This window comes from Polynucleobacter sp. MWH-UH19D (assembly GCF_040409795.1).
GTDB lineage: Bacteria > Pseudomonadota > Gammaproteobacteria > Burkholderiales > Burkholderiaceae > Polynucleobacter.
The window spans coordinates 514,498-527,071 of the sequence record NZ_CP099571.1 but is presented as its reverse complement, the minus strand read 5'-3'; the positions used below and the strand labels follow the sequence as shown (position 1 = coordinate 527,071).

General features: G+C 46.9%; 10 protein-coding genes. All 10 read right to left on the bottom strand.

The window, feature by feature from the left end:
• Positions 1 to 4 precede the first annotated feature (4 nt).
• The 10 genes from lapB to gyrA all read right to left on the bottom strand — a co-directional run bounded on the left by lapB (position 5) and on the right by gyrA (position 12,424).
• Complete coding sequence (lapB, locus tag NHB34_RS02640; protein ID WP_353428056.1) at positions 5 to 1,216, bottom strand: lipopolysaccharide assembly protein LapB; 1,212 nt, start codon at positions 1,214 to 1,216, stop codon at positions 5 to 7.
• A gap of 60 nt (positions 1,217 to 1,276) precedes the next feature.
• Positions 1,277 to 1,621 carry an integration host factor subunit beta gene (locus NHB34_RS02635; protein WP_173955239.1) on the bottom strand — a complete coding sequence of 115 codons (345 nt, stop codon included), beginning with the start codon at positions 1,619 to 1,621 and terminating at the stop codon, positions 1,277 to 1,279.
• Positions 1,622 to 1,673: 52 nt separating this feature from the next.
• Positions 1,674 to 3,347: a 30S ribosomal protein S1 gene (gene rpsA, locus NHB34_RS02630; RefSeq protein ID WP_173955238.1), complete on the bottom strand. Its 1,674-nt coding sequence runs from the start codon at positions 3,345 to 3,347 to the stop codon at positions 1,674 to 1,676.
• 136 nt (positions 3,348 to 3,483) lie between these two features.
• Positions 3,484 to 4,146: a (d)CMP kinase gene (gene cmk, locus NHB34_RS02625; RefSeq protein ID WP_353428055.1), complete on the bottom strand. Its 663-nt coding sequence runs from the start codon at positions 4,144 to 4,146 to the stop codon at positions 3,484 to 3,486.
• A gap of 15 nt (positions 4,147 to 4,161) precedes the next feature.
• Complete coding sequence (gene aroA, locus NHB34_RS02620) at positions 4,162 to 5,481, bottom strand: 3-phosphoshikimate 1-carboxyvinyltransferase (RefSeq protein WP_353428525.1); 1,320 nt, start codon at positions 5,479 to 5,481, stop codon at positions 4,162 to 4,164.
• 5 nt (positions 5,482 to 5,486) lie between these two features.
• The gene (locus tag NHB34_RS02615; protein ID WP_353428054.1) at positions 5,487 to 6,371 is read right to left on the bottom strand and encodes a prephenate dehydrogenase/arogenate dehydrogenase family protein; all 885 of its coding nucleotides are present in this window, start codon (positions 6,369 to 6,371) and stop codon (positions 5,487 to 5,489) included.
• Positions 6,368 to 7,492 (bottom strand): histidinol-phosphate transaminase, encoded by a 1,125-nt coding sequence (gene hisC, locus NHB34_RS02610; protein WP_353428053.1) that lies wholly within the window; start codon positions 7,490 to 7,492, stop codon positions 6,368 to 6,370. The genes NHB34_RS02615 and hisC overlap by 4 nt, the downstream gene beginning before the upstream one ends.
• 57 nt (positions 7,493 to 7,549) lie before the next feature.
• The gene (gene pheA / locus NHB34_RS02605) at positions 7,550 to 8,629 is read right to left on the bottom strand and encodes a prephenate dehydratase (protein WP_353428052.1); all 1,080 of its coding nucleotides are present in this window, start codon (positions 8,627 to 8,629) and stop codon (positions 7,550 to 7,552) included.
• The gene (gene serC / locus NHB34_RS02600) at positions 8,629 to 9,726 is read right to left on the bottom strand and encodes a 3-phosphoserine/phosphohydroxythreonine transaminase (RefSeq protein WP_353428051.1); all 1,098 of its coding nucleotides are present in this window, start codon (positions 9,724 to 9,726) and stop codon (positions 8,629 to 8,631) included. Before serC ends, pheA begins: the two co-directional genes overlap by 1 nt.
• Positions 9,727 to 9,730: 4 nt before the next feature.
• Positions 9,731 to 12,424, bottom strand: a complete 2,694-nt coding sequence (gene gyrA / locus NHB34_RS02595) for a DNA gyrase subunit A (protein WP_353428050.1) — start codon at positions 12,422 to 12,424, stop codon at positions 9,731 to 9,733.
• Positions 12,425 to 12,574 lie beyond the last annotated feature (150 nt).

Below are 12,574 nucleotides of genomic sequence, written 5' to 3'. Positions count from 1 at the left end.
ATTCTTACATTGAAGGGCCGCTTGGTGCGACCCCCTCTGAACGTCTCGGTGAGTATGCCTCCCAATTATTACAACCAGGGCACTGCCAATAGAATCGACGTGCACGGAAACCGCAATTGCCACAAGTGTAACGAGCCAAACTAGTGGTGCGCTGGCGTAAAAGCTTTAGGATTGACTGCAACTCGGAGAGTCTTTCTGGATTCGCGCTACTTTCCTCTAATGCAAGGCGTGTTTCGGCAAGCTTTGATAGAGCACCCAAACTTGGTGAATGCTGCATCACCTCAGACAGCATGACATTAGCTGCCTCTGGCCCTCGAATTTTCATCACTTGCTTATGTACGATATCGAGCAACTCACCTGTTGCTTGTGTCTTCAACAGTGCACAAAGCCGCTCCAATCCTTCCAACTCTTTTCCTAAATCAGAATGCGCTTGCATCCAACGATCTGCCAATAAATGCATATAAGCTGGATGCGAATCAGCCACCACACTCCAAGCTTGGATTGCCTGGGCTGGACGCTCCATCGCCATTAAATAATCGCCTTGCAGAATAAGTCCACGAGCATGATTTGGAACTGCTTGCAAGGCTCTCTGAATCGATTGCTCAGCCCCAGACAAATCTTTACGACGTAGTGCATCTTGGGCAAGCTCACAATGAAATTGTGCGATTTCAGTACGATGGGATTTTCCTTGAAGACTCTCAAGCTCAGAGGCGGCAATGATGGCCTTACTCCAATCGCGCTCTACTTGATACATCTCCAGCAAACTCTCTTTTGCTGGTACTGCATACTTGCCATCACCCACACGATTGAGTGAGGCTTCTGCACGATCAAGCAATCCCGCACGCAAAAAATCCCGACCTAATTCATAGGCGGCGTGATCGCGATCACGAGGTTTTAAGTCATCTCGATTGGCCAAGTGTTGATGAACCCGAATTGCACGCTCGGTTTCGCCGCGACGACGAAATAAATTGCCCAATGAGAAATGCAGCTCAACTGTTTCAGGATCCAACTGCGCAATCTTGACCAAGGTTTCAATCGCTTGGTCTGGTTGCTCATTTAATAAAAGACTCAAACCCTTAAAAGTAGAGCGCTGTTGCCGCATCCGCTCGCGCTCATCCATGCGATTTTCTAATCGCAGATCCCAACGAGACGCCAACCAGCCGATGCCAAACATGACTGGCAGCAACAATAACCACGATGTCGCAATCTGAATCATGCTATACAGAATTTAAATAAAAAAATGGTCCGAATGGACCACTGAGGTTGAGCCTGAATACTAGGCACCAGTACCCTCTTTAGGGCTCGCCTGTTTCAAAGGCTTGTAATCTACTCGCTCACGCAACTCTTTGCCGGGCTTAAAGTGCGGTACACGTTTTTCCGGAATCAATACTTTCTCACCAGACTTTGGATTGCGACCGGTACGCGCAGGACGATGGTGAAGCACAAAACTTCCTACGCCACGCAACTCAATACGCTTACCTTCTGCCAAAGCTTGAGTCATTGTGTCTAGCAATGTTTTTACCGCCAACTCCACATCCCTGGGCAGCAGCTGCGGAAACTGTTCCGCTAAGCTCTCCACCAGTTCGGAGCGGGTGATTGCTTGTTGCTCTTGATCTGTCATGATCTATCAATAAAAAATCGCCGCCCTCCTCGTGGAAAGCGGCGATATTGATTTAGCCTTGATTATCCAATTTTGCTTTTAACAAAGCGCCCAAATTGGTTGTGCCAGACTGCGCATCACCTTGGAGCTTGCTCATTGCATCTTGTTGATCAGAGCTGTCTTTTGCTTTAATTGAAAGATTGATTGCACGTGACTTGCGATCAATGTTGATGATCATTGCAGTTACGCTATCGCCTTCTTTCAATACATTGCGAGCATCTTCAACGCGATCTGTTGAGATCTCAGAAGCACGCAAGTAAGCTTCAACTTCATCAGCTAAGTGAATCGTTGCACCTTTGGCATCAACACTCTTAACAGTGCCAGTAACCATAGCGCCTTTGTCATTCACAGAGGTGTAGTTGTTGAATGGATCACCAGACAATTGCTTAATGCCCAGAGAAATTCGCTCTTTCTCAACATCGATTGCCAATACGGTGGCTTCAACTTCATCACCTTTTTTGTATTTCTTAACGGCTTCTTCGCCTGGCTCATTCCATGAGAGGTCTGAGAGGTGAACTAAGCCATCGATACCGCCAGGCAAGCCGATGAACACACCAAAGTCGGTAATCGACTTGATTGCGCCAGAAAGCTTGTCGCCTTTTTGCTGTGAACGCGCAAACTCTTCCCATGGATTTGCTTTGCACTGCTTGATACCCAAGCTAATACGACGCTTGTCTTCATCAATATCCAGAACCATCACTTCAACTTCGGTACCTAATGCAGTAGCTTTACTTGGAGCAACGTTCTTGTTCGTCCAATCCATTTCAGAAACGTGAACCAAACCTTCGATACCGCTTTCGATTTCAACGAATGCACCGTAATCAGTCAGGTTAGTTACTTTGCCGAATAGACGGGTATTTGGTGGGTAACGACGAGCGATACCAACCCATGGATCATCACCAAGTTGTTTCACGCCGAGTGAAACGCGATTCTTCTCTTGATCAAACTTCAAGATCTTCGCTGTTACTTCCTGACCAACAGTCAACATCTCGCTTGGGTGACGCACGCGACGCCATGCCAAATCGGTAATGTGCAAGAGGCCATCGATACCACCGAGGTCAACGAATGCGCCGTAATCAGTGATGTTCTTAACAAGGCCAGTAACCACTGCGCCTTCTTTCAAGTTAGACATCAACTTCGCGCGCTCTTCACCTTGGCTAGCTTCAACAACCGCACGACGTGACAACACAACGTTGTTACGCTTACGATCAAGCTTGATCACCTTAAACTCCATCGTCTTACCTTCGTAAGGGCTGGTGTCTTTGATTGGACGAGTATCAACGAGTGATCCAGGCAAGAATGCTCGGATACCGTTCACCATTACTGTCAAGCCGCCTTTAACCTTACCAGTAACAGTACCGGTAACGATTTCTGCTTGCTCTAGAGCTTTTTCCAAATTCAACCAAGATGCCAAACGCTTCGCTTTATCGCGAGAGAGGATGGTGTCGCCATAGCCGTTCTCAAGAGCGTCAATAGCAACAGAAACGAAATCGCCAGGAGCTACTTCAATCTCGCCAGCGTCGTTATGGAATTCTTCAACAGGAATAAACGCTTCAGACTTTAAGCCAGCGTTAACAACGACGAAGTTATGGTCGATGCGAAGAACTTCAGCCGAGATAACTTGGCCGGTCTTCATATTCGATCGGGTTAATGATTCTTCAAATAGTTCTGCAAATGATTCAGACATGTATATTCACTTTGTGCCGCCAGAAGGCCTGACGGGTTAGGTTAAAAAAGCCTTAAAGAAACACGCTAATGAAATAATCGCGTTGTGGAGTTTCTTAAGACGCCAAAAATACTACGCACTACCTACAAAAACTAGGTTAAGCGATTGCAGATTGATACCAATCCAAAACCGTCTTAACTGCTTGATCTATCGATAAATCTGATGTTTCAAGCACTTTTGCACCATCTGCAACTAACAAGGGGGCAGTGCCTCTACTACTATCCCTGGCATCACGCTCCTGCAAATCTTGCAGCAAGTTCTCAAGTTTAGCAGAAATTCCCTTAGCTATCAATTGCTTATAGCGACGCTCAGCCCTTGCAGAAGCCGTTGCAGTAAGAAAAACCTTCAAAATCGCATCTGGAAATATCACGCTAGCCATATCGCGACCATCTGCCACCAGGCCAGGAGATTGCCGAAAACTGCGCTGCAGTCCCACTAAGGCGGTTCGTACCTCTGGGTGAACTGCCACTGCAGAGGCTCTTAACCCAATATTTTCAGTACGAATAGTGTCTGTTACGTCCTCATTATTGAGAAAAACTTGATTATTTTTAAATGAAATCAATAACTTAGGCACTAAAAGACCTAATTCTGGACCATTTTTGGGGTCGATTTCCCGCTTTTCGCTAGCCAGAGCCACCAAACGATACAAGGCACCACTATCCAAATAATGAAAGCCCAGCTTTTGGGCCACTAGAGATGCAACCGTACCTTTGCCAGAGGCAGTAGGTCCATCGATGGCAATGACTGGGAATTGACTCATAAAAAGCTTAAGAAATTACGCAACTACCGTCGCAAATTCCGAAAAATAGGTTGGAAACGTTTTAGCCACACAGTTTGGATCATTGATCTTGAGTGCATTCGGTCCAAACGCAGCCAATGAAAAGCACATTGCCATGCGATGATCATCGTAGGTATCAATCCCCTCACTTGGAGACTTCCAATCACTGAGTGATGCTGGCGCATTTACCACAATATAGTCAGCCCCCTCTTCAACTGCTGCCCCCACTTTTTTCAATTCTTTTGCCATCGCGGCAATGCGATCGGTTTCTTTTACACGCCAGCTCGCAATATTGTTTAAGCGCGTTGGGCTATCAGCAAATAATGCAGCAACCGCCAGAGTCATCGCTGCATCCGGAATTTCAGTGCAATCTAAAGTGATGCCATTAAGTTTGCCGTTAGCATTTTTTACGCCAGCGACTTCTATCCAATCTTCACCAGCAGTAATCTTGGCACCCATTAAGGCAAGTGCATCAGCAAACGCCACATCCCCTTGAATACTCTCCTTGCCAACACCTAATACCCGAACTGGGCCACCACCAATAGCGCCTAGAGCCAAGAAGTAAGAGGCGGAAGAAGCATCGCCCTCAACTGAAAACTGACCGGGGCTCTTGTAGACCGCATCAGATGTTTTAGCTGGGATCACAAAAGACTGCGCATCAGGACACGCAACAGTTACTCCAAACCTCGCCATCAACTTCAAGGTGATATCAATGTATGGCCTAGAAATTAATTCACCAACCACTTCGATACGCACTGGTTCAGTAGCTACCAAAGGCAAAGCCATCAGCAAAGCGGTTAAGAATTGGCTAGATACATCGCCGCGCACTTTCACCACATCTTTAATCTGAATAGGCGAAGCCAAAATCTTGATGGGTGGATAGCCGTCTTGCAATTCGTATTCAATCTTTGCGCCTACTTGACGTAAACCATCAACTAAATCCCGAATTGGTCTTTCGTGCATGCGTGCAACACCTGACAGGCGATAGTTACCACCTTGCATTGCTAGGGCGGCAGTTAATGGACGAATAGCAGTGCCCGCATTACCCATAAAAAGATCTGCATCTTGCACAGGAAATTTACCGCCACAGCCCTCAACCACGCACAGATGATTATCTTTATCGGTAACCGTCAAACCCAACTGACGCAAGGCATTGCGCATGACTTGAGTGTCATCGGCGTCCAATAAATTCTTGAGGGTTGTTGTTCCAGAAGAAAGTGCCGCTAACAAGAGCGCACGATTGGAAATGCTCTTTGAGCCTGGCAAGACAATCGAGCCTTGCGCTCGTTTGAATGGACCAATACTGATATCGGGCAAACCACTCATTCAGATGCATCCAAGTCTTGGCGTGCTTTACTTGCCTTATTGAATAATTTTTCTAAACCAGCACCATCATTTTCTGCAATCAACTTACGCATGTGATTGACGATTAATAAATACTGATCGAGTTCTTTCAGAATTGCAGTGCGGTTACCCAAGCAAATATCACGCCACATCTCAGGACTCGACGCGGCAATGCGCGTGAAATCTTTAAACCCTGCGCCAACATGACCCAGCTTCTGATCCGCGTCTTCGGAGTTCACTACGCTAGCCATTAAGGCATAAGACAAAATATGCGGCAAGTGTGAGACTGCGGCATAAATCGCATCATGCTGCACAACTCCAATTTTCTTCACTACAGATCCTGCTGACTCCCAAAATCCAGCGACTAAAGCAGTATCTTCTGGTGAATTTTCTTGTAGCGGGCAAATAATGGTTTGCTTGCCTTGAAACAAATCCGCTTTAGCGGCGCAAGCGCCATGTTGCGCACCGCCAGCAATAGGATGAGCTGGTACAAATTGGCAAGCCTTTTTACCCAAGACTTCTTTGGCGGCCAAAATCACATCGCCTTTAATACTGCCAGCATCCGTGAGCATGGTGCGCGACTCAAGATGTGGCTCCATTACCTCGAATGCCGCGCGCATTTGCGCAACGGGTACACAAAGCACGATGACATCAGACTGCTTTGTAGCCTCCACTAAATCGACCACACCATCGATTGCGCCCATCTTTAGCGCTTGATCTAAATTCTCTTTGCTACGACCAACACCTAGAACTTTTGTGACAACCCCTGCTTTTTTGAGAGCCAGACCCAGAGAGGCGCCAATTAGACCAACACCCACAATGGTGACGGTTCCGTAATTGCTCGAAGGATTAATAATGGTCATTCGCTTGCCAAAATTGCTTTTAATGCGTCAATAAAGGCTGCGTTCTCTTCTGGCAAACCAATCGAGATACGCAACCACTGCGGCAAGCCATAATTACCAACTGGACGAACAATGATGCCGCGCTTAAGTAAAGCTAAATTCATGCGGGCACCCGCTTGATCGTCATCACCCACTTTCACCAATACAAAATTACCAGCCGATGGCAAATAGCGAAGACCCAATTGATCAAATGCGTTTGTTAACTGCTCGTAACCAGCACAATTAAGTTCAAAACCTTTTTGTAAAAACGCTTTGTCCTGAAAGGCAGCAATCGCAGCCGCTTGCGCCAGACTATTAACATTGAACGGCTGACGAATACGATTTAATAAATCCGTTAAATGCGGCTGAGCAACTCCATAGCCAATGCGCAGACCTGCAAGACCATAAGCCTTGGAGAAACTACGAGACAAAATCATATTCGGGAAGCGTTTCACCCAGGCGATTGCATCGTAACGTTGCTCTGGCGTGAGATATTCGTTGTAGGCCTCATCTAATACCACCACGACATGTGATGGCAGCGCTACTAAAAAGTCTTCAATCTCTTTGGCAGTGAGGTAACTTCCTGTGGGATTGTTTGGATTGGCCACAAAAACCAATTTCGCTTTATCACCCGCTGACTTAACGGCAGCGAGCATTGCTGGTAAATCATGTCCGTAGCTTGAAGTTGCAGCCACCTCCACTGCTTTTGCTCCAACCGCCTGAGTGGCAAGCGGGTAAACAGCAAATGCATGCTTAGAGAAAATCACTTCATCACCTGCTTGCGCAACTGCACGCGCAGCTAATTCCAAAATATCGTTACTGCCATTGCCCAGTGTGATCCAATCAGATGGCACGCCCAAAGCAGCAGATAAAACATTCTTTAATTCAAATCCATTGGAATCGGGGTAACGCCCCAAATCGCTCGCAGCCTTCAGCATGGCTTCTTGAGCGGACTTTGGCATTCCCAATGGGTTTTCATTGGATGCCAACTTCACAATCTTGTTTTCATCAAGACCATATTCACGCGCTACTTCACTAATGGGACGGCCACCAACATAGGGAGCAATCGCATGAATGTGTTTTAAGCCAATCTTAGAAGTCATTCGAATCTACTAAATGTGTTTACTGATTAATCTTTTAAAAACCTACTAGATGCTTGCTTATGCTGAATGTGGATAAGATCCAAGGTTCTTATAAAACGCAGCCACTTCCTTTAACTCATTCAAAGCAGCCACCACCTTGGCATCATTAGCATGACCCGCAATGTCAATATAGAAGTGATATTCCCAAGTGCCTTTGCGCGCTGGACGAGATTCAAAGCGGTTCATAGAAACACCATGTTTTGCTAATGGCGCCAGTAAACGATGTACAGCGCCTGGTTGGTTATCAACTGACAAAACTAATGATGTTTGATCTTTACCAGTAGGTTGGCAAGCATAGTTACCCACTACGACAAAGCGAGTGCGATTGTGTGGATCATCCTGAATTTGCGCGGCGACTGCCTGTAGACCATATGCCTCTTGTGCAGGATCGCCAGCAATCGCAGCCAAGGTAGGATCACTAGCAGCTAGGCGCGCTGCTTCAGCATTACTGCTAACTGCTTGGCGCTTTAATTGCGGAGCATGCACGCTTAACCATTGCTGACATTGAGCCAAAGCTTGCGCATGAGCGCAGACAGTGGTCACACCGTCTAAGTTGCCACTCTTTGTTAATAAGTGATGACGGATAGGCAAAACAACTTCGCCACTGATTCGCATGGAAGAATCTAATAACAAATCCAGTGTGCGAGAAATCGCACCTTCGCTTGAGTTTTCTACAGGCACCACACCAAATTGTGCAGCGCCTTTCTCTACCGACTTAAACACCTCATCCAAACTAGCGCAAGGCAAACCAGCAATCGAGTGGCCAAAATAGTTTTGCGCCGCTTGCTCGGAGAAGGTTCCTACAGGCCCGAGATAAGCAATCGTTTGACGAGCCTCTAAGGCACGGCAAGCAGACATGACTTCACGCCAAATTGCAGCAATACCATCGGGCAATAAAGGGCCTTGGTTAATCTCTTGCAAACGTGCAACAACTTGACGTTCACGCTCAGGACGAAAGACTGGCGAAGCAAATCCACCTTTAACGTGACCCACTTCTTGCGCTGCCTTTGCGCGCTGAGTCAGCAAATCCAAAATCTGCGCATCGAGTGCGTCAATCTTTTCACGTAGTGGCGCTAGGCGCTGTTCTTCAGTGCTCATTAAGCCCGCCTTTCAAAGTCGCGCATAAACTCAACCAGGGCTTTTACACCCTCAATTGGCATGGCGTTATAGATACTGGCGCGCATACCACCGGCAGCTTTGTGACCACGCAATGCAACTAAACCTGCGGCATTGGATTGCGCCAAAAACTCCGCATTCAAATTCTCATCTTTTAAGAAGAAGGTGACATTCATACGTGAGCGATATGCTTTAGTCACGCGGTTCTCATACAAACTGCTTTGATCGATAAACTGATAAAGCAAATCTGCTTTTTCTTGATTGCGTTTTTCTATTGCTTTGACGCCACCTTGCTTTAAGAGCCACTTAAAACCCAAGCCCGCCATATAAATCGCAAAAGTGGGAGGTGTATTGATCATCGATTGGGTATTAGCTTGGATAGCCCAATCCCAAATGGTTGGCGTGATACCCATGCTATGACCAATCAAATCTTTACGAATAATCACAATCGTGACACCAGAAGGTCCAATGTTCTTTTGCGCTCCACCAAACCAGACAGCACACTTAGTAACATCCACCTCTTTGGAGAGCATGTTGCTCGAGATATCTGCAACTAATGGGGTATTTCCAGCATCGGGTACATCAGGAAACTCAACACCACCAATGGTTTCATTAGCGCAGTAATGCACATACGCTGCATCGCTTGATAGCCGCCAAGTTGATCTTGCTGGAATCGTATTAAATTTCTCTGCGGCAGATGATGCTGCTAGATTTGCAGTGCCGTACTTCTGCGCCTCTTTATAAGATTTTTCAGACCAAATGCCGGTTACCAAGAAATCTGCCTTTGGGCCATTCTTTGCTAAAGGCATTAAGTTCATTGGTATAGCTGCATTTTGTCCAAGGCCACCGCCTTGCAAAAGCAGGATCTCATATGTATCCGGTATGTGCATCAGCGTACGAAGATCTTGCAAAGTCTCTTCGTAAACTTCCATGAACTCTTTGCTGCGATGGCTAATCTCCATCACGCTCGTGCCAAGCCCACGCCAATTGAGCATCTCATCGGCCGCCTGCTTCAACACCTCTTCAGGCAGAGTAGCTGGCCCCGCAGCGAAATTAAAGATGCGGCGGTCAAAAGTCATTGCGTTACTGATCTTGATCAGCTACTGGGTCAACAGATGCATCACCCTCTTCAACATCTTCAGCATCATCTTCATCGGAATCGCTTTCAGCAATACGCTGCAAGCCAGATAAACGAGTGCCCTCATCGACGTTGATTAACGTCACACCTTGAGTGGATCGACCCATTTCACGAATCTCTGATACACGAGTGCGAACTAAGACGCCACCAGTAGTAATCAACATAATTTGATCTTCTGGTGATACGAGAGCTGCAGCAACTACCTTGCCATTACGCTCAGTGGTTTGAATCGCAATCATGCCTTTTGTGCCACGACCATGACGTGTGTATTCAGCGATTGGAGTGCGCTTACCGTAACCATTTTCAGTTGCAGTTAATACACTGCTTGGAATATCAACGCCGTTCTCATCAACCACTGCTGTTTGGGCACCCTCTGCTGCCTCTGCGGGCGCCACCAACATGGCGATCACTTGATGTCCTTCGCCCAAGTTCATACCGCGCACACCGCGTGCAGTACGACCCATCGGACGCACATCGTTTTCATCAAAGCGAACTGCTTTACCGGCATCTGAGAACAGCATGACGTCATGCTTACCATCGGTAATAGCAGCGCCCACCAAGAAATCATTCTCATTCAGATCAACCGCGATGATGCCGGCTTTACGTGGGTTAGAGAAATCAGACAAACGAGTCTTCTTCACCGTACCTAAACTGGTAGCCATAAATACAAAGTGATCGTCTTGATAACCCTTGATCGGCAAAATCACAGTGATCTTCTCGCCTTCAATCAATGGGAACATATTGACGATCGGCTTACCACGTGATGTACGACTTCCTTGTGGAACTTCCCATACCTTGAGCCAGTACATGCGTCCACGATCTGAAAAACACAAAATCGTGTCATGTGTATTGGCCACGAACAAGGTGTCAATCCAGTCCTCGTCTTTTGTGGCAGCTGCCTGCTTACCTCTGCCACCACGTTTCTGTGCACGGTACTCGCTGAGCGGTTGACTCTTCATGTAACCAGTATGAGAAAGCGTCACCACCATATCTTGTGGTGTGATCAAATCCTCAGTAAAGAGTTCAGTTGCATTCATCTCAATAAATGAACGACGACCGTTATCTGTACCCGCGGCACCAAATTCAGATTGAACTTCTTTCAGCTCATCCTCGATCACTTGGGTCACACGCTCTGGTTTTGCTAACAAATCCAACAAGTCAGCAATTTCTGCCATGACTTCTTTGTACTCATTCACAATCTTGTCTTGTTCAAGACCAGTCAAGCGTTGCAAACGCATCTGCAAAATTTCTTGCGCTTGACTATCTGAGAGACGATAGAGGCCAGTGCTTTGCATGCCGTACTCAGCCAGCAAACCTTCTGGGCGATATGCATTGCGGCCGCCTGGTGTATCACTCTCAGCACGTGCCAACATCTCGCGCACCATAGAAGAATCCCAAGCTTTACCCATCAACTCTTGCTTAGCGATCACAGGATTTGCAGCTGCTTTAATAATCGCGATGAACTCATCAATATTTGCTAACGCAACCGCCAAACCTTCAAGAACATGGCCGCGCTCACGTGCTTTTCGTAATTCAAAAATCGTACGGCGAGTTACTACTTCACGGCGGTGTTGCAAGAAGTACTCAAGCATCTGCTTCAGATTTAACAAGCGAGGCTGGTTATCTACCAAGGCCACCATGTTCATGCCGAAGTTATCTTGTAATTGAGTGCTCTTATATAAGTTATTAAGGACAACTTCAGGCACTTCACCGCGCTTAAGCTCAATCACAACGCGCATGCCAGATTTATCTGATTCATCACGTAAATCAGAAATACCCTCAATCTTTTTCTCATTTACCAGCTCAGCAATTCGCTCGAGCAAGTTTTTCTTATTTACTTGGTAAGGCAACTCATCGACGATGATCGCCTGACGGGCACCCTTATCGAGATCCTCAAAATGGGTCTTGGCACGCATTACCACCCGACCGCGACCAGTTCGGTAACCCTCACGGACCCCTTGAAGGCCATAAATAATGCCGGCAGTTGGGAAATCGGGGGCTGGAATGATCTCAATCAGCTCATCAATTGAGCATTCTGGGTTGTGCAGCACGTGCAAACAGGCTGAAATCACCTCATCCAAGTTATGGGGAGGGATATTGGTAGCCATACCTACAGCGATGCCAGAACTGCCATTGATGAGCAAATTCGGCACTTTGGCCGGCAAAATCAGGGGTTCTTTCTCGCTACCGTCGTAATTTGGCCCAAAATCGACGGTTTCCTTGTCTAAATCAGCCAAAAGCTCATGGGCAATCTTGCGCAGGCGGATCTCGGTATACCGCATTGCAGCAGCGTTATCGCCGTCCACAGAGCCAAAGTTACCCTGGCCATCAACTAACATATAGCGCAGAGAGAAGTCCTGGGCCATACGAACAATCGTGTCATACACCGCAGAATCACCATGTGGGTGGTATTTACCGATCACATCGCCAACTATACGGGCAGATTTTTTGTAAGCTCGGTTCCAATCGTTGTTTAATTCATACATTGCGTACAAAACCCGGCGATGAACCGGTTTGAGGCCGTCACGCACGTCTGGCAGGGCTCTGCCGACGATGACGCTCATTGCGTAGTCCAAATAGGACCGCCGCATTTCGTCTTCAAGGGATATTGGTAGTGTTTCTTTAGCGGCTTGTTCCATCTAGAAATAATATCATTTTGATGACAGAGGGGCGCTATGCTAAGATTCTGTCAGTTTGTATGAAATTGAGATGTGTCGCTTTGCAGTTTTGGCTTTAAGGTAGGGCGAATTACATTTAAGTTTGACTTTAATTAAAAAGAGATTTTTGAG